Genomic DNA, 20,759 nt, shown 5'->3' with positions numbered 1-20,759 from the left:
CCTATGATACGATTTCATCATGGCAGCTTCACTCTACGACCTCGGCGTTCCGACCTTCCTACAGAACCTGAGAGCCGTCGGAGGCGATGAGAAAGAGGGACGAATTAGGCAGTTAGCACGCAAGGCCACCGCATTTCAGGCGACGTCGGCTTATGGGATGTTCCCTCAATTCGGATGCGCATTTCTTTCCTCCAATCACTGACAACGACTCCCTTATGGGTGCCGAAGAATCGAATCGCTTTAAACTCGGGCTTGCGAATTGAAAATCCGGGCAGCAGTGTTGGTTCAAGGATGGCCCACATTTGAACCAAGGCACCGGTAACTGCATATCTAGGGGACGCTTCGCAGAGAAAGCGGAAGTCGCATCTTTGAAATCGCATGCTCTTCTGATGAGCGGATACGACTTCACGAAGATCCCCGAGAGCAGACATCGGAAAATTGACACGATTGGCCAAGAAGAGACATTTTGCAAAGCTACAAAACGAGCGGAGGCATAAGCAAAGACGCTTCTTGTAATAGGATTTTATCCAGATATCCCATCAATTGAAAAGTTTTAATCGGCAGCTTCTCGTAGGCTTCAAAAGTGCTCTCCTGTTACGGGTTGAAAATCAGTGCGGCGAAGGTCAGGAAGACTACGAGACGGAGGACGCCAAAGACAATATTAGTCGGGGCGCCGGATGACTTCATTTGTGCGAGGAACAGAGTCAACGTCAATAGAGCGATTCCGACCGGCTCAAGACCGAGTTCAAACGGAGTTCCTATTGCTAGACTGATTGTCAGCATGACCGGAATGGTCAGCCCAATTGTCGAAAGCGCTGACCGTCGGAAATTCAACCGTGGCGAACCGAATTAGGACCTACCTAAAGCCGGCTGTGCATGACGAATTTGTCGATGAAGCCGCTTGCTGGATGGTGAAACCGATGTTAGCCGGCCTTATTTCGCGCATGGTGAGAGGACGGCCGCGTCTAGACGCGGCCGTCCATCAACAGACCCTACATGGGATAGCTTAAAAGCGGATCCCAGAAGTCGCATTTGTAATTGGCTCTATATTGAGTAGTTGATTCAGATGCCAATGGTATATCCTGCTGAAGGAACGGACCTCCAGTTGTAGCCTTTGGCCATGGGGAGTTTCCCGTTCCATTTGGATTTCCGGTATTTGCAAAGTTGGTCCAAGCCGCTACCAACTGATCAGACAGAGCGATTTCCGTCCCCTGCAGTTCGCGCGGCTGGCCGCTGGTCTGGTCGAGATTCACTCCCAGATTTCCACCATGCCAATTTTTGAAGACGAACTGAATGTCGGAGGTATGGTATGCGAGAGCACGGAAATGGCCTGTGGGCGATGACACATTCGGCATCTGAGGAAAATAATACGGTGTATTCTGGTATGTGAAGTCATAGCTATAGGTAGGTATTACGGGTGCCCATAAGCTTAGCACGTGAAGTGCTTGGCACTTGCCAGGATCCGTTGTGACGCGGTCATAAGCAATCTGCGGGTCATTACCGTAATTGCCAACAGGGTATTGTGCTAATACGGCGGCTGCGTTAGCGCCATATGTGTTCGTAACGTTAGCTTCATATTGCGCTTCTGTAATCGCGGTCTGAGGGGGGCCGGAAAAATATTCCGTAATGCTTATTCCGAAGTTTCCTTCGTCCTTCACCCTTCCACCCATGGTGGGCATTTTGTTGTAATTTCCGGATGTCCAGGCTGCCTCAGGCTGAATTGGAATTATTGAACCATCCACAAATGGTCCGGTGATGTATGGGCCGTTGGCATTGGGGGTTCCCTGCAATTGGAGTATCCGTTCGGCGCTCAATTTACGCAGGCATGAGGAGTTCGAACAATTGGCGGCAGCTGCGAACGCATTGCCTCTAGACAGGGCCAGCGCTGCGGTTGCAAGGGACGGCAAAGGGCCGCTCTGGTAAATTGCTCTGTTGAAGAGACCTCTAGCCAGTGGCGATAAGACGTTCGCGCCGGTGTCTTGCGCGCCCGCAGATTGACCACCAAGCGCAACCTTGGTCGGGTCGCCGCCGAAGGACGCTATATTGCGCCGTACCCATCGAAGCACGGCCTGCTGATCAAGGATACCGTAGTTACCCCAAAGATGCCCCTCCGAGTTCAGATGCGATTCTGATAAAAACCCGAAAAGACCCAGTCTGTAATTCAGGGTTACGACCACTGCTTGGGTGCCCATCGGACCGCCCGTAGCCAACTTGCTGGCGTCATAGTCGTTGGTCTCACCATCCACGTTTCCGCCGCCGTGGATCCACACTATAACGGGCTTCTTTTTTCCTTTATTCCCTGTCGTGAAAACGTTTAGGTAGAGACAATCCTCGTTCGTGCTCGAAGGTCCGGCAAATGCGCCAAGCTCGGTAACCTGTGGACAGGTGTTCGCGAATTTGGTGGCGTCCAACACTCCATGCCAGCGCTTTACTGGTTGAGGTGGTTGCCAGCGCAGATTTCCGACCGGTGGCGCCGCGTACGGGATTCCCAAAAAGATATTCACGCCCCCTTGATTAAAACCTCTGACGGGGCCGTCACTGGTGGTCACTGTCGGGCCACTAGAGGAATCGTGATTGCCCGCTAACGCGGGACTCGAAATAGCAGCCGCTGCAATTAAGCCGCAACAAATGACGCGTCGGCGTGATGATTTTGATCGCCGGACTTGATTAAACGACCTAAACATAGCGCTCTCCCTTAACAAACTGATTGTGGGTGCCAGCTGTTTGCTGGACCTCCATTTTGCGACGATGAGGGGAAATTGGCGTGGGAGCGAGCGCACTCGAAAGTGCAGTCAGTGAACTGGGCATACGAGACGCTTAGCTATGAGCGCACGATCAGAGCACGAAGTGCACTGAGTTTGCCTTCGCGAGTTTTTTTGGATTGGGTTGTCCGTCTTTAGGGTAATCGCGACAGTTGAACGTCGGCTCATCTAGTTGAAGGCCATGTGGTTGCGTTGCAGTTGACGGGGCCTCTGATCGATAGTGCGTCGCATGAGTGCGCCAACTTTTTTCGGATGCGGGCACTACGCCCGAAGTCAACGTAGGCGGGTGTGAGAATGCCCGGGCATTCGTGGAACTGGCGGCGACTGTAGTGGTCGATGAGCTGGTGAGGCCTTTCCCCTTCCGATCATGGACACGTTTCGGGGACGGCGAACAGGATTGAAACGTCCACGGAATTCACGACAAGCACGAGTATGATTTCTGGTCACGAATTACAAAATTATCGGCTGCATCCCAAATTTGGGGTGCAGCAAAATTCCAAAGCAAAGACTGGCGAGTGGCAGAAGTGCACTGCAAGCTCATATCAGTTCACCCTGAGCGTAGCTGTGATTTTCGTTCTCTGAAAAAATTCACGCGCGCGAGGGCCATCTAGATCATGTCTCGCACGCGAAAATGGCGCGCACAAATGTCTGGCCGTTGGCATGACTGCCAAACAGGAGTTGCCATCATTGGGAGAGGAACGTATGAGTTTAAAGGGCCTAATGGGAACAAGATGGAATCGCGGGCTCGCGCTTTGCTCGGCATTCCTCTCAGTATTCGGAATTTTGGCGCCCGCACTGGCGCATAATTCCGACAATGGCCAGGGACCAACCGTTAATACGGTTGATGGGCCGGTCCGGGGTTTCACAAAGAATGGCGTGAACGTCTTCTTAGGCATCCCCTATGCGGCACCGCCGGTCGGAAACCTGCGCTGGCGGCCTCCGGCGCCGGCCGCCCGGCACGGTCTCCTCGATGCCACGCACTATGCCGATTCGTGCGAGGTGACTGAACTTCAGTCGTTCGGCGGCCCCAAGAGCATGAGCGAGGACTGCCTCTATATCAATGTTTTCACGGCAAACGTGCATGGCGGCAATCACGGCAAGGCCATGCCGGTCATCGTGTGGATCTACGGCGGTGGTAACGTCGAGGGCGAATCCAATGACTACGATGGGAGCAAGCTAGCGACCGGTGGGCCGCTGGGCACCCCCACCGTGGTTGTCACCTTCAACTATCGCCTCGGTCTGTTCGGCTACCTATCAGAACAGCATTTGAACGCGGAGCATCACATTTGGGGCAACTACGGGATCATGGATCAGCAGGCCGCGCTCCGTTGGGTTCAGCGTAACATTCGCGCGTTCGGCGGCGATCCGAGCAGGGTTGCGCTTGGCGGCCAATCGGCTGGCGCAGTGGATACCGGTGCGAACGTGCTTTCACCGGGTTCAACGGGTCTGTTCAATAGAGCAATCTATCAAAGCTCCCTGCCGGCGTTCTCCGGATTGCCGACCTCTGCGACGGCGTTAGCAAGGGGCAGCGCCTTCGCTACTGCGGTCGGCTGTTCGAGTTCTGCTTGCCTGCGCAGTTTGTCAGCCGCACGCATCCTGCAGATCCAGGGAACGGCCAAAGGCAATGCCGTCGATCCGATCCTCAAGCAGACCTACACGGTTGGTCCGTTCGTGGATGGAACCGTCATTCCCCACCAGCCGGAGACGGCCTTCACGACGGGGCAATATAACCACATGCCGACGATGGCTGGGACGGTTGCCGACGAAGCGAATTTCGGTGCGGCGATCACCGAATATTTCACCGGACCGCCGCAAGTGGCTATTACCCCGGATCAGTACACGGCCAGTAAAAGTGCCGCCGTGCTGGCCGCGTATCCGCTATCGGCCTATGGCAACAATCCGCAAGTCGCGGCGGACCGGGCCGGCACCGATCCAACCAAGTGCCAGACGCTTCACGTTCTCAATCTGTGGGCGTCGAAAATACCAACCTACGCGTACGATTTCACTTACACGAAGGCGCCGTTCAACTTTCCGCAAATGCCGAACGCCTACTCTCCGACCGGACATTTCCAGGCGCTCGCCTACCACACGGCGGACATTCAGTTTCTGTTTCCGAATTTCTCGGGCGGTATCCTCGGTGTAAACCTCGATCAGGACAGCGGCCAGCCACGCGAGCTGCAGGGTAGCGAGATCAATCTCTCCGACCAGCTCGTCGCGGCTTGGACCAACTTTGCGGCAACCGGCAACCCGAACGGTCCGGGTAACCTGAAATGGGCACAGTACAGAGCAAACACTGGCCCATTCCTGCAGCAGGATATTCCCACCTCGGTTGAATCCGTCGCCCAATATAGAAGCAATTACAAATGCGACTTCTGGGATTCGAGTCTGACCTATCCCACTGACTAGCTTGTGAATTGATAGAAACGGAGAATAGGGAGGAGCGGCCTGTCCGTTTCTTGTGATTGAAGGGACAGGCCGCCGTCAGAGGGCGCTATTGCAACGGCAAAAACAGTGCGAAGATCGCCTCATCACACCGGTCTCGCGTTCGCTATGGCACCTACACTGGCGGCGATGGCTGAACCGCAAGAACGAGAATCTATGATCTTATTTTGATGAACATCACTTGCCGATTTTTGCATTGAGAGAGGTTACGAACGCGAGCCTGCCGAGATGAGCCGCCGCGTGGCTCGGCGACACATTCCCGACCGTCTTCAGAGCCTCTCGTGTATCGGACTTTTCGATCTCTTAATGCTCGACTGAAATTAAGCGAGGCGCAGCGCGAGCGATGTCCGCTATGGGTAAATCGCGTCTGTTTCCAGTTGACCAATGACGTCTGCTTCCAATCTGAAAGTTCCATCGAGGCAAGCAGAATATCTTTGGATGCGCCACGGCTTAGATTTGCCAGTCGTTGGCTATGTGATCTCGTTGTTCAGATTTGTCTTCGGAATTTCGCAATAATCTCGTCGCTTGCTTTTTCCGCGAGCATGGTCACACAAGCATAAATGTTACCACCTACCAAGCCCGGCATGACTGATGCATCGACCACCCGCAGGGCTTCGATTCCCCTCACGGAGAAATCCGGCAACACGACTGCATTGGGATTCTCGGCGGCACCCATCCTGCATGTGCCGCAGGGATGATGCAAATACGATGTATTGCGACTTATGTATGCGTGGCGCGCATCGTTCCCCTTCGGTATATCTGGGGCTGCGCGGTTGTCGATGATGTTCGCCATGGCGGGGCGGCTGGTGATCGCCTCGATAGTTGTCAGCGCTTCGGCCAGCGTTTGATCGTCGGCCGGAGCGTTTTTCCCCTGCTGAACCACAGGATCCTTTGACGGGTCGCTGTTGACGAGTTTTAAAACGCCGCTCGCCGAAGGCCTTAGCACCATGGCTCGGATGGAAAAGCCATCGGGCGCGTGCGGAACCGCAAACGGAAGATAGGGCCGTGCGTCATCGGCGACCGCCGTGCAGGAAATCTGCAGGTTTGGCGCCGCGAGGCCGGGATCGGTCCGCGCGAAGCCGATTGCGCAAGTCGGCAGCATGGAGAACAGGCCGTCTCGGAAGAGCCGAGCACGCGCCAATTCAATTGCCAGCCGGTCGTAGCGAAGATGGCGTCGGATCGTACCGGTGTCCTTTCGCCGAAACCGCACCGCCAGGGAAAGGTGATTCTGCAAATTGCGCCCGACGCCCCCAAGAGGCGCCTGCACCCGGATCGCGTGCGCGCGCAGGACCTCAGGATCCCCGATGCCGGAGAGCATCAAAAGCGCTGGCGATTGGATCGCGCCGCCAGACAAGATGAGCTCGCCTGTCGCGCGGGCGTATTTTGCCCGACCATTTTGGGCGTAATGCACGCCCCGCGCGCGTCCTGCGCTTATCTCAATGCGCGTTGCGCGGGCGCCCGCTTCGATGGTGATTGATCCGCTGCTGCTCTTCTGGCGAATGTAACCGTCAAAAGCGCTGCAACGGCGACCCTGTCGTATCGTGGCTTGGACAAATCCAAAACCATCCTGTTCGGCGCCGTTGTAGTCGTCGTTCAGTGTATGACCGGCCGACTCGGCTCCGGCCAAAAAAGCTTCGGTCAGCGGATCAGGAAGATAAGCGCGTGCAACAGATATCGGTCCATCACCGCCCCTTAGCGCGCTGGCTCCCTCTTCCCATCGCTCCATTCGGCGAAAATAATGAAGGACATCTGCAAAGCCATAACCTTTCAGGCCCTGCGCTTCCCACCCATCGTAATCAGTTTTGTGGCCGCGAACAAAGGCGAGCGCGTTCACGCTTGACGATCCGCCCAAGACCTTGCCACCGAGAAGCTCGCCTGTCTTGCGATCGTCGACACGATTTTCGTAGATCCAGTGCTGTCGTTTGCGCCGTAACAAATCGGGCCAGGCGAACGGGAGCGGAATACGCCAATCCTTGTCCGCTTCGCCGACTTCGAGAAGCAATATCCGGGCGCCAGAGTCAGCTAGGCGCCGCGCGATGACACAACCCGCGGCACCAGCGCCCACAACGATATAGTCGTATTCCGGTAATCCGTCCGACGGATGGTTAGGCATGACTATGCTGCAGCATGCTCTCGATGAAGCCAGCATTCGCGATGAGCGAACTGTCCTTGTTCCGGAAACCCATGATCTGCAACCCGAGGGGAAGTCCGTCGGCGCGCAGGACCGGTAGTGAAATGGCCGGAATGCCAAGCAGCGAAGCGGGAATCGCAAAACTTGGATCGCCCGTTGAATGTAATCCCACAGGGGCGGGACCCGAGGCCGAGAGCGTCAAGCACACGGAAGCAACTTCAGAAAGTTTTTCATAAACGCCGCGAGTTCTCTCGCGTTCGGCTAAGCAAGCGCCATACTTCTCCTGCGACATCTCGGCGGCCGATTCTAGTCGACGGCGCATGACATCGCTGAGTTTGGAAGCATCAATATCGCGCGCATAGGTGTTGAGCGGCCATTGATCTTCCCAGATATTGATCAAACCTGCCAAACCTGCGGCCCCCGAAATCGCCTCTTCCGCAGCAGCGACTGCGGGATGCGTTTCGCTCTTGTGAATGCGAACGCCGGCGTCCCATAGCGTGGCGATGGTCTTCTCGATCTCTTTCCGAGCGTCTTCCGACGCGGCCGCCCAAGCGCCTGTCCGCAAAAAGACGATGGAGTCCGGCCGCTCTGGCGATGGCACACTTAGAGGTCCATCCAGTCCCATATGTCCGTAGTCGCCGCCGGCACGCAACGATATCTGTCTGGCGACGACCCACGCTTCATCGAGGGATGCTGCGAGGACGGTCGTTACGCTGTGACTCTTGTAATCGAAACTTCCGCCTCGGTTGATCGCGTTCACGCTGGGCTTAAAGCCGTAACAGCCGCAAAAGCTTGCTGGCCGGATTGTTGAGCCGATGACTTGCGTCCCGAGGCCGACCGGAATCAAGCCGCAAGCAACCGCTGCAGCGCTTCCGCTGCTCGACCCGCCGGGAGTTCTGTTCAAATCCCAGGGATTATGCGTGGGGCCGGGTTCGACGGCGGCAAATTCCGTTGTCACGGTTTTACCGAGGATGATCGCGCCTGCCGCTCTAAGCGCTGCGACCGCGGCTGCGTCCCGATGGGTGCGCCGTCCCCTGAACAGAGGAGAACCTTCCCCCGTCGGCATCGATGCGGTTTCCATGATATCTTTAACGCCGATGGGCATGCCATCGATCGGCGACAATGGCTTTCCGGTTTGCCATCGTCGGGTCGCTTCGGCTGCAGCTCTCCGCGCCCCAGCGATGTCAAGAGCAACGAAGGCAAGGACGTTCCGCTCGTTCTCTTCAATGGCTGTCAAGCAGCGTTCGAGAAACGCCTCGGGGGTGTCTCGCCCCGCGACGAAGGCATTGGTCGCCGGTAAGAAGGGCCGCATTTCGGGCTTGAGATCCCGGCTCCAGTTGTTCACGTGACACGCCTTTTCTTGTGAAGATTTTTGGGGATTCACAGATGTCGACACGCGACACAGTCATCTGGAACGAAGCGACGGCAGCTATGCGGCCACTTCGTCGAGGGTGATCGACGCCGCTCGTTGCTGCATCGCCAGCATGCTCGTCTTCATCAGGAAGCCTCGCGCGGCGACAGGATCGCTCGCATCGGCTTGCAGGGACTGAAACACGCGCTTGCGTTCCTCGGGATCCTTGGCCTCCAAGCGCTTCTTGTTGGCGATGGTTTGGGCCTGGACGAACTCGATCGAAACCGTCCGACGCTGCAAAGAGTACAAGGACAGAAGTTCGTTGGGCTCACCATTCAAGACAGCCAGTAGCTTCTCAGAGAGATTGGCTGCGTCTTGCAGACCGCCGTTGAGGCCCATGCCACCGATAGAGTTGTTGATATGGGCCGAATCGCCAGCGAGCAGGACGCGCCCTTGCCGGAATGTCGTCGCGACGCGCTGGTGTATCGTATAGATGTTGCGATGGACGATCTCGTAAGGGCGAGGGGAGGGAAAGAATTTCTGAAGCCTGGACTGAACGGCGATATCACTCAAAATAATCTTTGGATCGATGGTGGGATCGGCGGGAAACACCGCGCGCCAAAGGCCCGGCGGGCCATCTCCTGCAACTTTGAAGCAGTTGCACCACTCTTCGGGATCGCGAAATAACTCCGTACACAATACCCGCGCTGTTCTTCGAAATCAAAGGGCGTCGTGATGACGAGAAACCGCTCAGGATAGGTGAAACCCGCAAACTCAATGCCGCACGCCTTTCGGACCGCGCTACGCCCTCCATCGGCGCCGATCAAATAATCCCCTCTCATCTTCTTCTCGACGCCGTTGACGCGGGCGGTGATCGTTACTGAATCCGCGTTCTGCTCAAGACCGAGCACCTCGTGTCCGAAATTGACCTCGACGTTGGGAAGCTTTCTCAGATGCGCCAGGAAAATGGCGGTCGTCTTGAATTGCTCACACTGCACGACGTAAGCGAACTCTGTATCCGCTTTCAGGACCGCATGGTCGAATTCCGCGACGAGGTCGCCAGTGACGCGATCCCAGAATTGAAAGATGGGAGCTACGAGACCGACATCGCGCATCTCATCCACCAACCCCTCTTTGGCTAAAACCTCCAACGTCGCGGGATGGGTCGTCGCCGCGCGGGGGTCAAGCTGCAATTCGTCATTGAGATCGAAAAGGCGCACATCGACGCCGCGTCGTCCCAGTATCAGCGCGCAGAACAGGCCGACGGGGCCGCCGCCAGCGATGAGCACAGTCTTTCCTATCATCGCACGTAACTCCAGATTTCCTACCGTGTCGCACGGGCCGACCGGCGGCCCCTGAGCCTTGCAAGAGAAGCGAGGCGCCGAAGCCCATTCTCAGCGCCCACCCCTTCTCCAAATAACGTTCGTTCGTTAGCCATCGAATAGTATCGGCCGAGAAAAGCACCATGGCCGCTTCTTTCTCCGTGTGTCGGCATGGTAAGGCCACGGGCCGTATTCGTAGTCTTCAATGGAATAAGCGCGTGGCGAAGTCTCCTTCGATTTTCGATCAGCAAATCGGCCTCATGATCTGGGATGTGGAACGCCACATCGCCCGGGAGTTCGCGCTCCGCGCCGCGACGCTTGGCATCGCGGCCGGTCTCACGCCGTTTTTGAGGGTTCTCGAGACCCGCGATGGGATCACCCAGCAGGAAATCGCCAACCAGGCAAGGATGCGCGGATCAACGACCGCGAAGGCCTTGAATGACCTTGAGCGATATCGTTTGGTGACGCGTGAATCGTCTAAAAACGATGGGCGCAAGAACATCATCTGGTTGACGCGCGAAGGAAGGGATCTTTGTCGCCGTCTCCAAGTCGAGGCGGAGCTATTCAACCGACGCCTTCTCACCGGGCTGACCCAGCGGGAGGAAAAGGCCCTTCGGCGTGCGCTCGCGAAAATTCGCGACAATCTCACATGAATGAGTGCCATCGCCATCGATTCACGAGAGATCGACGAGGATATCATCGCCTTCGACGCGCACCGGGTAGAGCTTGAGATCGCAGATGATCGGCGCGCCCATCCCGCGGCCGGTTTTGGCCTCGAACCGGCCGCCATGGAGCGGGCATTCGAGAACGTCTCCCTCGAGCCAGCCGTCGCTCATGAAAGCATGGGCATGCGTGCAGATATTGTTCGACGCATAGATCGCCCCGTCGACATTATAGACCGCGATATCACGGTCTTCGATCTTGAGGCCCAATATCGTGCCCGGCTCGATGGCAGATTTCTTGGCAACGGATGTCCATCGCTCCGTCTTGGTCTCGGTCATGTACGTTCGGTCTCCTCGTTGCGCATCACTCGCGAGGCCGCGAAGGGCTACTTGCAGAGTTCTTGAATTTTGTATGTCCGGTCGGCCAAAAGTGCCGCGTTGACCCCCTGGCCCTTTGCAATCAACTGGCGCGCAAAACGCATATCGCGCGCGTTATTGATCGCGATGGCTCCGACCGGCACGCCGCCCAGAAGTTGAAATGCGATCGATTGCTTCTCTTCCGGTTCTCCGCGCCATACAAGTTCATCCCATTCGATCGGATGGCCGGCGACCTGCAGATTCATGTCGAATTGATCACTCCAAAGCCAAGGCACCTCCGCAAAGGGGGCCGTTCCCCCAACCATTACGTTGGCGACAGCGATGGCCTGGTTCTGCGCATTCTGCCAGGCTTCCAAGCGGATCTGCCGCTTTAAGAGTGGATTGTAATGGCGCGTCACATCGCCGGCCGCGAAAATTGCGGGATCGCTCGTCCTTCCAAATTCATCGACAACGATACCGTTAGAAACGGTAAGCCCCGCCCGGGACGCCAATTCGTCGTTGGGAACCGCCCCGATGCCGGCAATGACCGTATCCGCTTCGACGGTCTCTCCATCGGCAAGACGGAGGACAACCCTAGCGTCCTTCCGGTCGACTGCGACGACCGCTGCGCGAAAGCGAAAACGAACACCACGGTCGGCATGTTTGCTGAGGACGACATTTCCGATCGCGTCCGGCATGACGCGGCCTAAGGGGCCGGAGGCAACTTCAAAAACTTCGACGTCGCAACCCACCGTGACCGCCGTTGCGGCGATTTCCAGACCGATGAAGCCGGCTCCGATAATCGCAAGTTTTTTCCCACGCTTCAGTCGATTCCTGAGACTGAAAGTGTCGTCAATACCCCGTAAATAGATGATATCGGAATCGGCACTTCCGGGAAGCGCGAGCCGCCGCGCGCGTGAGCCGGTTGTTATAAGGAGCTTATCGTACCGGAATGACCGGCCATCCTCAGCAACGACCCGCTTGTCATCGCGGTCGATTTCGACAACTCCTGTCCCGAGTCGGACATCAATGCGGGTGTTGTCGTACCAGTCGCGTGTTCGCAGGAATACGGTATCGAGAGCTACGTCTCCGGATAGCACACCCTTCGACAGTGGCGGTCGCTCATAGGGCAAATGGACTTCTTTGCCGATCAGGGTGATACGGCCGGTGTAACCTGCGTCACGCAAGGCAGCGGCAGCGCATCCGCCGGCCTGGCCGGCGCCGACGATGATGATGGAATCGTCGCTCACCCGTCTCCTCGCCTTAAATTGCATTGATGATTCCGGCAGACTTACGCGCAACAAACCCGCCGATGCACGCACACCTAGAGGAAGACCACTGGGTCGTCAATGTGAAATATCACTGGCACTTAAAGAACTCCAGATCGCGCGTTGCTTTGTGTCGTCTGGACATGTAATATTTTTGGGCATGTGCCTGTGATATTTTCAGGCAAGAGGGCAAAGACCACGATGATTCAAATGGCTAGAAGGGCACCCGCGAAGGCTGCGAGGCGCGACCGCAACAAGCCGCATATTTCGTTGCGCGACAAGGCCTACGAGACGATCAAGAACAAGATCATTACCTGCGTCTACCCCCCAGGGGAATGCATCAATGAATCTTTGGTCGCCGACGCCATTGGTGTCGGTCGCACCCCGGTTCATCAAGCGCTCGACCGTTTGCGGCTTGAGGGCATGATCGAGGTGATGCCGCGAAAGGGCATCATCGTTAAGCCGGTGATCCTGTCGGCCGTGATGCAGATGATCGAGGTCCGTGTCGCCAACGAGTGTTTCTGTGCACGTCTTGCGGCCCAGCGGGCAAGCGACGATGATATCCGCGCGCTTCAGCAAATCGCCAAGCGTGCGCGTTCCGCAATTGCAAAGCACGATATAACCGCGCTTATGTCCCTTGACCGGGATTTTCACATTGCGCTCGCCGAGGCTGCGAAGAATAGCGAACTCAGCGATATATTGCTGCGTCTGCACGAGCAGTCGCTACGATTTTGGTTCATATCGTTCAAAAGCGATCATCACGTCTCTTTCCAGGACCAGCATGAGGCTTTGATTGACGCGATTGAGCGCCGCGATCCCGACGCGGCTGAGGCGGTGATGCGGGCGCATATCGAGGCGTTTCGCGAGAGCGTAGCTCGGAACCTGTAGAATTCTTCGCGCGTGACTGGGAGGGCGCTGCTGAAGGCAGAGTGCCGTCACTCCCCGTGAAAGCGCCTTCGACGGCTAATCGGAACGATTCGATGTGACGACGCATTGCCTCTGAGGCGGCCTCCGCGTCGCCGCGTTTGATCGCCTCGACAATGGCCGCGTGTTCGGCAGCGATTTGTTCGAGGCGCATCGGCGTTCCTGGGACAACGAACCAATAGCCAAGCGATCTCGCATGGAGATTGGAAAGAATGTCCTGAAGCAGGAGATTCCGCGATATCCGGGCGAGGCTTGCGTGCAACGAGCGATCGAGGAGTAAGAGGCGTTCGACGTTCCTCATCGCCGCCGAGTGCTGCGCACGGACCGAGATGTCGTCTAATTCATCGATATCGCCTTTTGTTGCGTAGCGCGCGGCCAAACGCGCGCAAAGCTCCTCATTGGCTGAGCGTACTTCGGTTATGTCGAGCACTTCGCGCGGGCCAATAGCTCGAACGATCGACCCCCGACCCGGAATGAATTGGACAAGCTTGTCGTGCGTCAGTTGCTCCAAGGCTTGGTGCGTTGGCGTGCGGCCGATGCCAAGGTCTTTAGAGAGAGAACGCTCATTGATATAGTCGCCGGGCTTTAGTCGTTGGGTGGCGATCAAATCCAGAATGCTCTTGTAAGCGAGTTCGCGCAAGTTCGCCCGCGTCGCCTTTGCTGCTCTCTGTCGAACCATCATTGGGGCCTGTCGATGAATCATTCCGGGCTCTCCGCAGAGCAATAAGCGATGGAAAACCCGACTTCGCGTCCGAACATATATCGTTCGCAAGGTCTGAACTCTAGCACGCGACGTTGAGAACTTTGGAGCGCACATAAGCTCGCTTGCTTTGGAGGCGCGATTGACATAACGTGCCCGCACAGTGAAATACCACAGGCTTATAAATGACAGTTTATCCGGTCGCTGGATCGAAATGGGTTGATGTCCAGAAGGGCGAGGTCAGTCGCGATGTGTTCGTCGATGACGGCATCTACCACACTGAACTAGAAAAGATTTTCAACAAGACGTGGGGGTTTCTTGCGCATGAGACGGAGATCCCCGCGCCTGGCGACTATGTCGTTCGCAAACTAGGGATCGCCGAGGTCGTGGTTGCCCGGGACCGACAGGGCAAGCTCCAGGCATTCTTGAACAGTTGCCGTCATCGCGGCGCGCAGGTCTGCAGGGCCGATTCGGGAAACGCCCGCAATTTCGTCTGTCCTTATCATGGTTGGACCTATGATCAGACGGGCGCGCTGCTAACCACGACCTTCGACAAGCATCTTCCGAAAGATGTCGACATGTCGGCGCTGGGCTTGCCCAAGGTTCCGCGTCTCGAAGTCTACAAAGGTCTGATCTTCGGCGCTTGGGATGCCGACATTGTTCCGGTCGCTTCCTATATCGGCGATTTTGCTTGGTACCTGGATCCATTTCTGTCGCGTTCGCCGGGCGGCATGGAGGTGTTGGCGCCCCCGCATCGATGGCGCGCCAAGTGCAATTGGAAAGTTGGAGCGCTCAACTTCGTTGGCGACGCCCAGCATATCCTAACCACGCACGTTGGGCCGCTCACCCTCGACCCCGTTCGCGCGGCTCGCTCGGGCTTTGCGACCGCAGCCGAGAATAGCTTCCAGGTGGTCGATGAGCGCGGTCACGGTTGCACGCTGACTTATTTGGCTCCGGGCTTACCTGAGGAAGCTTATCAAACTCATCCAAAAGACCTCGATCAAATCTACCGTGAAACGCTGCAGCCAGGTCAAATGGAGATGCTCAATAGGCTCCGCGTGATCGTCGGCACCATCTTTCCCAATCTCTCCTTCATTGAAACGCAGGTGGGGCCCGCCGAAAAGGCGGTGATCATGCGCCAATGGCAGCCGGTCAGTGGCACGGAGATGGAGATTCGCAGCTGGATCCTCGCAGAACGGGAAGCAACGCCTGAATATAAGAGCAACGTGCTCCGCAAGGGCTTCCATAATTTTGGTGCAGCCGGCGTCTTCGAGCAGGACGATGTCGAACTTTGGGCGTCCGCAACACTCGCTAGCGACAACACGATCGCTCGCCAATTTCCCTACAGTTTCCATACCGCTCTCCCCTACCTCAACAATCCGGACGAGGCCCATCAGGGGCCATGCAAGGTATTCAGGCCTGCCGATACCGAGGTGGCACAGCTCGAATTTATGCGCCGCTGGGGACAGCTCATGGAACCGATCGCTTAGGGAACATCACAGTGGTTATTGCTGATTGCGCGATGACGGACGAAGATTTTCGCGTTCTCAAGAACGTCGAGCGGTTTCTGTTTCGGGAAGCACGCACTCTCGATAGTCGGGATTACGAGGCGTGGTTCGCTATGCTGACGGATGACATTCGCTACGTCGTCTGCGCCCAGGAAATGCGCGAGGCCGGCGCGAAGCCCGTCTCCTACGCGTTGATCGATGAAGGGCGGTCCGAGCTCGGCCAGCGCATTGATCAGATCAGAAACCCGCGCCTGTCGAGAGCGGAAAATCCACCTTCCCTTTCTCGGCGCTTGGTTTCAAACATCGAAATCCTGGGTGTGGGCTCCGATCACATCTTGAAGGTCAGTTCCTATGTCATGGCCCACCGCGCGCGCGGCAACGTTCCGCAAGGCGGGTTCTATGTTGGTCACCGATCAGACGTCCTTCGAATGACTTCCGATGGTCTGCGCGTCGCCCAACGCGAGGTTGTTCTTGATCAGGCCATCCTCTTTGACGGGGCGTTGACCACCATTCTTTAGACACGGCAATCCAGTTTTGCCGCCGGATAAATGCCAAATGGATACGGACCAGATAAGGCTCGGCATTGCGGGTCTCGGGCTTGCCGGTGCGTTCATGATACGTGCGGCAGCAGTGCATCCTGCTTTTGCGCTTGTGGCGGGCATGGATCCCGCAGCCGCGCCCAGGGATGCCTTTGCGCGTGATTTCGGCGCGCGCACCTATCCCGATTTCGACGGTCTGTGCGCCGACCCGGATGTCGAGGTGATCTATATCGCATCGCCCCATCGCTTCCATGCGGAACAAGCCATCAAGGCGCTTGAGAGCGGCAAGCATGTGCTGGTGGAGAAACCGCTGGCCCTAACGGTGGAAGACTGCGATCGAGTCGTGGAGGCGGCAGTGCGGACAAAGCGCGTCCTGATTGTCGGGCACAGCCACGGCTTTGATCCGAATGTGCGGAAAATGCGCGAGATCATTGCGTCGGGCGATCTTGGCCGCGTCGCCATGGTTCTGACCTTCAACTACACCGACTATGTGTATCGGCCGCACGGGCCGGACGAAGCCAATCGTGCGCTGGGTGGCGGGGTCGTCTTCAATCAGGTGGCGCACCAGATTGAGATTGTCCGCTTGCTCGTGGGCGAACCAATTACGGCGTTGCGTGCCCACGCCGACCGTCTGGACCCTGATCTGAGCACGGATGGAGCGGCAATGGCCTTTCTCGAATTCGAGGGGGGCGCCGTCGCTTCGCTGACCTATAATGGATACGGCTATTTCGATAGCGATGAGTTTCATCAGAACGTCGCGGAAGGCGGAACGCTGAAAAGCGGCGGCCACGCGTTCCTGCGCAACAAGGGCGCAAGGCATCGGGACGAAAGCGCGATCCAGGGGTTGGCATACGGGGCGCGCAACCTGCCTGTCGAGCAGCCGTTTCTACCGCATTTCGGAGTGACGATCGTAACGTGCGAGCATGGGGATATTCGATTGTCTGCCGATGGAATTCTCATCCACGGCGGCAATGGCACGGAGCGTGTCGCTGTTCCGCGAGGCCGAGGACGTCCCGGGCAAGGCGACGCGCTTGATGCTCTGTGGAGTGCGGTTCGCGAGAGAAAGGCTTACGTGCAGGACGCTCGATGGGGCCGCGACACGGTCGCGGCGCTGCTCGCCATCGAGCGCTCGGCGAGCACGTCGTCCCGCATCGAGCTCGAGAAAACCAGAGTCATGGCGTGACGGGTCATTCGATGCTGCACGAGCCGAAACGCTATGTTGACATACCCTTTCCCGAACGGGCGAGGATTTCCTGGCCAAACGCGGCACGCATTGCCGTCTGGGTCGTGCCTAATATCGAGTTTTACGAGCTCGATCCGCCGACGGGGCCGGTCAGGCCACCCTGGGGCCGTCCCGTTCCGGACACCTTGGCCTATTCATTGCGCGATTATGGCAATCGCGTTGGTGTCTGGCGCGTATTCGAGACGCTTGATCGGCACGATATCCGTGCTTCGGTTTCGCTCAACGCTGCTGTCTGCGATCATCTCCCGGACGTTGTTAATGCCTGCCTCGATCGCGACTGGGAGCTTTTTGCCCATGGGATTTACAACACACGGTGGATTTACGGCATGGATGAGCGCCAAGTCCGCGCCCTTATCCGGGACAGTGTCGATACCATTCACACTTTTTCAGGTGTGCCTGTCAGAGGTTGGCTGTCTCCCGCGGTGAGTAGCACGGAAGATTTCCTCGATCTCCTTCCCGAGTTCGGCATCGATTACGCCATTGACATGGTCCACGACGACCAGCCAACACCGATTTGCGTGCGTGAGGGCCGGCTCATCAGTCTTCCGTATTCGAGTGAGATAAATGATATCCGCGTGATGGGCATGCGCGGCTACACGCCCGCAAGCTGGGCGCAGATGCTGAAGGATGCTTTCGATCGCCTCTATCTCGAAGGGGAGGAAAGCGGAACGGTCTTTTGCATTCCACTGCATCCCTACATCGTCGGCCAACCGCATAGGATCGCGGCACTGGACGACGTCCTTACGCATATCAAAAAGCGCGAACACGTGTGGTTCGCGACGGGAAGCGAGATCGCCGATCATTATTACCGGACAAGCTATCCCGCGGCTCTCGCACCGTGCGGGGATCTCAGCCAATGATCGGCAATGAATACCTGCAGTATCCGGCGCGGCGCCCGGGGCTCGACCACATGTGGTTTCCTTTTCGAAGTGCGAACACGAGGCGCCAGCTGAGGTGGCCCGGCACCGCACAACTCGCCCTATGGATCACGATCCCGCTCGAATTCTTTCCGATGAGCGGCGGCAACGCGCCGTTTCGGGCAACCGGCGCTCTCGACCGTCCCTATCCGGACTTCTGGGGCTACGCAGCGCGCGACTACGGTCTTCGCATCGGAGTTTATCGCATCATCAAGGCTCTCGACCGGCACGGCTTTCGGGCAACCGCTGCGATCAACGCTAAGGTGGCGCCCCGCTTGTCCCGCCTTCTCGATGGTCTTCTGGAACGCCGATGGGAGATCATGTGTGCGGGCGCCGACATGGGCACGCTTCACCACAGCGGCGTCGATAAGGATGCAGAGCTTGCCATCATCAGGAGCGCCCTTGGCTGCTTGCGCCGGAGCGGTCGCGACATCATCGGATGGCATTCGCCCGGCTACTCACAATCAATGCACACGATGGAGCTACTAGCAGGCGAAGGCGTCAAGTATGTCGCCGATTGGGTCAATGATGACGTTCCTTACGAAGTCCGCACCGCCAACGGCAGCCTTGTTGCCATGCCGCTTACCTACGAGCTTTCCGACCGCAAGGTGATGGTGGAGCATGATCGTACGATCGAGGACTACACAACGATGGTCCTCGATGCCGCGCGCCGTTTGCGAGCAGAAACCGCCGACGGTGCACGAATTCTGTCGCTCTCCGTATCTCCTTGGATCGTCGGCTACCCCCACCGTATTGCGGCATTCGAGAGGATGCTCGACGGCCTTCTCGATCAAGGCCCCTTTTGGGTCGCCACGGGGCGCGAGATCTTCGAAGCCTATCAATCCATAAACTCGGAACCGGTCCCAAAGGCGTGAACATGGAAGCACAGCTCATATCGGAAAGTGTCGCGAACGACGCTCGCCACAGCACCGCATATTACTTTCTCGAAGGGCTGAATGAGATCGGCATCGAGTATCTGTTCTGCAATCTCGGAACGGATCACGCGCCTATCATCGAAGAGATGGCGGCGTGGCAAGCCGAAGGCAGAAAGATGCCTTCGGTCATTCTTTGCCCTCACGAGAATACGGCTGTTCACATGGCGGGCGGCTACGCGCTGCTGACGGGACGCGGCCAAGGTGTCCTCGTTCATGTGGACGCCGGAACGGCTAACGCCGCTATGGGCCTTCACAACCTGTTGCGCACACGCCTGCCCGTGCTGCTGATGGCGGGCACCGCTCCATTTACGAGCTTCGGCGAGTTGACCGGGTCGCGGGATACTTACGTGCATTTCGTCCAGCAGCCAAATGACCAAGGCAGCCTCGTCCGTCCCTACGTCAAGTGGGAATACACTCTGCCATCGGGCGTCATCGCAAAGCAGGTTCTGCGCCGAGCCTCATCCATAATGGAGAGCGAGCCGAAAGGCCCGGCGTATCTGATGCTCCCGCGCGAAGTCTTGGCCGACGAGTGGAAAGAAAGCGAAGTTCATTCGTATCCTGCCGAGCGCTTTGGCACGACATCGCCCGCAGGTGCCGACCCGGATCTTATTGCAGAACTGTCTGTTCGGCTTCTAGCCGCCGAAAATCCCATATTGATTACCCAATACGCCGGACGTGATCCGGAAGCGTCGGCCATCATTGCCGAACTTGCGGCGTTCGCCGGTATCCGCGTGATCGACTACCTATCGGTCAACAACATATCCTGGACGTTCCCGGGATTCGGCGGTTTCCAGCCCACCGAATTGGAGAAAGTGGATGTCGGTTTGCTCGTCGACGTCGAGGTCCCATGGCTCCCTTCGGTCTATAAGGACAATCCTGGAACTTATTGGGCCCAAATCGACGTCGACGTGCTGAAGCCCGCGTCCCCGATGTGGCCGTTTCCAGCCAATTTGCGCCTAGAGGGTCGTAGCGCAAGAATTTTAGCCCAACTCCTCAACGCTCTTCGCAAGAGGGCAACTCCGAAATTCAAGTTCGAGGCGACGAAGCGGTTCGCAGCGCTAAAAGAGGCGCAACACGCGAGAGAGCAAGGCTTCGCCAAGCTCGCGGCGGACCCGGGATCTCAGAACCTTATCAATCCTCACTATATCTGCGCCGCCCTCGGCGAGTTCCTGGAAGAGGACGACCTCGTTATTAATGAAGCCGTCACGCGCCAGTCCGTTCCGGCTATGCAGATTCGCCGGCCTCTGTCGGGGACAATGATCAGTAACCCCGGCGGCGGACTCGGGGCCTCTGGCGGCCTTGCCCTCGGCGTAAAACTTGCGCGGCGAGACAATGCTGTCGTTCAGATCGTCGGAGACGGCACGTTTTATTTCAACAATCCGTCTGCCGTTTTCGCCGTGTCGAAGCAATACGGACTTCCGATATTCACGATCGTCCTCGACAACGCCGGCTGGTCGGCTGTCAAGCAATCGGTCCAACGCGTCTATCCCGACGGCATCGCCAACGCGCACGACAGCTTCCAGGCAATCCTCGCATCTGAAATGGATTTCACGAAAGTCGTCGAGGCGGCTGGCGGTTATGGCGAGCGGCTTACCGATCCGGCGCAAACCAAAGCCGCGATTGCGCGATGCCTAGCGGCCGTGCGCGGCGGTCGGAGTGCCTTGCTGCACGCATGCACAAACAAGCTCTAAAGCGCAG

Annotated in this window: 16 protein-coding genes and 1 pseudogene; 9 read left to right on the top strand and 8 right to left on the bottom strand. The window is 57.4% G+C overall.

The genetic code is table 11. The features are described from left to right. Positions 1 to 992 precede the first annotated feature (992 nt). Positions 993 to 2,549 (bottom strand): carboxylesterase/lipase family protein, encoded by a 1,557-nt coding sequence (locus RLW41_RS04925; protein WP_414463740.1) that lies wholly within the window; start codon positions 2,547 to 2,549, stop codon positions 993 to 995. Positions 2,550 to 3,422: 873 nt separating this feature from the next. Here RLW41_RS04925 and RLW41_RS04920 point away from each other — a divergent pair. Beyond that, entirely contained in the window at positions 3,423 to 5,168 is a 1,746-nt protein-coding gene (locus tag RLW41_RS04920; protein ID WP_414463739.1) for a carboxylesterase/lipase family protein, read from the top strand. Between the two features lie 523 nt (positions 5,169 to 5,691). Here RLW41_RS04920 and RLW41_RS04915 read toward each other — a convergent pair. The 4 genes from RLW41_RS04915 to RLW41_RS04900 form a co-directional block, all read right to left on the bottom strand. Next, complete coding sequence (locus RLW41_RS04915) at positions 5,692 to 7,317, bottom strand: GMC family oxidoreductase (RefSeq protein WP_414463738.1); 1,626 nt, start codon at positions 7,315 to 7,317, stop codon at positions 5,692 to 5,694. Further along, positions 7,310 to 8,680, bottom strand: a complete 1,371-nt coding sequence (locus tag RLW41_RS04910; protein ID WP_414463737.1) for an amidase family protein — start codon at positions 8,678 to 8,680, stop codon at positions 7,310 to 7,312. The genes RLW41_RS04915 and RLW41_RS04910 overlap by 8 nt, the downstream gene beginning before the upstream one ends. A gap of 84 nt (positions 8,681 to 8,764) precedes the next feature. Continuing rightward, positions 8,765 to 9,259, bottom strand: a complete 495-nt coding sequence (locus RLW41_RS04905) for an FAD-dependent oxidoreductase (protein ID WP_414463736.1) — start codon at positions 9,257 to 9,259, stop codon at positions 8,765 to 8,767. Beyond that, positions 9,256 to 9,990, bottom strand: coding sequence for an FAD-dependent oxidoreductase (locus RLW41_RS04900; protein WP_414463735.1), 735 nt, complete (start codon positions 9,988 to 9,990; stop codon positions 9,256 to 9,258). Before RLW41_RS04900 ends, RLW41_RS04905 begins: the two co-directional genes overlap by 4 nt. Positions 9,991 to 10,226: 236 nt before the next feature. Between RLW41_RS04900 and RLW41_RS04895 the strand changes: the two genes are divergently transcribed. Then, positions 10,227 to 10,661, top strand: a complete 435-nt coding sequence (locus RLW41_RS04895; RefSeq protein WP_414463734.1) for a MarR family winged helix-turn-helix transcriptional regulator — start codon at positions 10,227 to 10,229, stop codon at positions 10,659 to 10,661. Between the two features lie 21 nt (positions 10,662 to 10,682). Here the strand turns inward: RLW41_RS04895 and RLW41_RS04890 are convergent, their stop codons facing one another. Next, positions 10,683 to 11,009, bottom strand: coding sequence for a non-heme iron oxygenase ferredoxin subunit (locus RLW41_RS04890; protein ID WP_414463733.1), 327 nt, complete (start codon positions 11,007 to 11,009; stop codon positions 10,683 to 10,685). A gap of 47 nt (positions 11,010 to 11,056) precedes the next feature. Next, entirely contained in the window at positions 11,057 to 12,277 is a 1,221-nt protein-coding gene (locus RLW41_RS04885; protein ID WP_414463732.1) for an NAD(P)/FAD-dependent oxidoreductase, read from the bottom strand. Between the two features lie 228 nt (positions 12,278 to 12,505). Here RLW41_RS04885 and RLW41_RS04880 point away from each other — a divergent pair, with 228 nt between their 5' ends. After that, positions 12,506 to 13,183, top strand: coding sequence for a GntR family transcriptional regulator (locus RLW41_RS04880; RefSeq protein WP_414463731.1), 678 nt, complete (start codon positions 12,506 to 12,508; stop codon positions 13,181 to 13,183). 100 nt (positions 13,184 to 13,283) lie between these two features. Here the strand turns inward: RLW41_RS04880 and RLW41_RS04875 are convergent. Then, positions 13,284 to 13,898: pseudogene (locus tag RLW41_RS04875) on the bottom strand (GntR family transcriptional regulator); the annotation flags it as partial. Between the two features lie 206 nt (positions 13,899 to 14,104). On the opposite strand from RLW41_RS04875, the gene RLW41_RS04870 reads away from it, so the two are divergent. The 6 genes from RLW41_RS04870 to RLW41_RS04845 are packed head-to-tail and all read left to right on the top strand — an operon-like array spanning position 14,105 to position 20,752. After that, positions 14,105 to 15,409, top strand: a complete 1,305-nt coding sequence (locus RLW41_RS04870; protein ID WP_414463730.1) for an aromatic ring-hydroxylating oxygenase subunit alpha — start codon at positions 14,105 to 14,107, stop codon at positions 15,407 to 15,409. A 32-nt stretch (positions 15,410 to 15,441) separates the two neighbouring features. Continuing rightward, a complete protein-coding gene (locus RLW41_RS04865; protein ID WP_414463729.1) occupies positions 15,442 to 15,945 on the top strand; it encodes an aromatic-ring-hydroxylating dioxygenase subunit beta in 504 nt (167 codons plus the stop codon). 37 nt (positions 15,946 to 15,982) lie between these two features. After that, positions 15,983 to 17,149 carry a Gfo/Idh/MocA family protein gene (locus RLW41_RS04860; RefSeq protein WP_414463728.1) on the top strand — a complete coding sequence of 389 codons (1,167 nt, stop codon included), beginning with the start codon at positions 15,983 to 15,985 and terminating at the stop codon, positions 17,147 to 17,149. Beyond that, a complete protein-coding gene (locus RLW41_RS04855) occupies positions 17,146 to 18,069 on the top strand; it encodes a polysaccharide deacetylase family protein (RefSeq protein ID WP_414463727.1) in 924 nt (307 codons plus the stop codon). Before RLW41_RS04860 ends, RLW41_RS04855 begins: the two co-directional genes overlap by 4 nt. After that, positions 18,066 to 19,001, top strand: coding sequence for a hypothetical protein (locus tag RLW41_RS04850; RefSeq protein WP_414463726.1), 936 nt, complete (start codon positions 18,066 to 18,068; stop codon positions 18,999 to 19,001). Before RLW41_RS04855 ends, RLW41_RS04850 begins: the two co-directional genes overlap by 4 nt. A 2-nt stretch (positions 19,002 to 19,003) precedes the next feature. Beyond that, positions 19,004 to 20,752: a thiamine pyrophosphate-requiring protein gene (locus RLW41_RS04845; protein ID WP_414463725.1), complete on the top strand. Its 1,749-nt coding sequence runs from the start codon at positions 19,004 to 19,006 to the stop codon at positions 20,750 to 20,752. The last annotated feature ends 7 nt before the right edge of the window (positions 20,753 to 20,759 follow it).

This window comes from Hyphomicrobium sp. DY-1 (assembly GCF_047497105.1).
Lineage (GTDB): Bacteria > Pseudomonadota > Alphaproteobacteria > Rhizobiales > Hyphomicrobiaceae > Hyphomicrobium_B.
Note: the sequence above shows the minus strand (reverse complement) of the source record. Positions and strands in the feature narration are given on the sequence as shown.

Excerpts from the sequence above, each read along its gene's own strand:
- RLW41_RS04920 (WP_414463739.1), top strand. The coding sequence starts at position 3,423 with ATGACTGCCAAACAGGAGTTGCCATCATTGGGAGAGGAACGTATGAGT.
- RLW41_RS04915 (WP_414463738.1), bottom strand. The coding sequence starts at position 7,317 with ATGCCTAACCATCCGTCGGACGGATTACCGGAATACGACTATATCGTT.
- RLW41_RS04900 (WP_414463735.1), bottom strand. The coding sequence starts at position 9,990 with ATGATAGGAAAGACTGTGCTCATCGCTGGCGGCGGCCCCGTCGGCCTG.
- RLW41_RS04890 (WP_414463733.1), bottom strand. The coding sequence starts at position 11,009 with ATGACCGAGACCAAGACGGAGCGATGGACATCCGTTGCCAAGAAATCT.
- RLW41_RS04880 (WP_414463731.1), top strand. The coding sequence starts at position 12,506 with ATGGCTAGAAGGGCACCCGCGAAGGCTGCGAGGCGCGACCGCAACAAG.
- RLW41_RS04870 (WP_414463730.1), top strand. The coding sequence starts at position 14,105 with ATGACAGTTTATCCGGTCGCTGGATCGAAATGGGTTGATGTCCAGAAG.
- RLW41_RS04865 (WP_414463729.1), top strand. The coding sequence starts at position 15,442 with ATGACGGACGAAGATTTTCGCGTTCTCAAGAACGTCGAGCGGTTTCTG.
- RLW41_RS04860 (WP_414463728.1), top strand. The coding sequence starts at position 15,983 with ATGGATACGGACCAGATAAGGCTCGGCATTGCGGGTCTCGGGCTTGCC.
- RLW41_RS04850 (WP_414463726.1), top strand. The coding sequence starts at position 18,066 with ATGATCGGCAATGAATACCTGCAGTATCCGGCGCGGCGCCCGGGGCTC.
- RLW41_RS04845 (WP_414463725.1), top strand. The coding sequence starts at position 19,004 with ATGGAAGCACAGCTCATATCGGAAAGTGTCGCGAACGACGCTCGCCAC.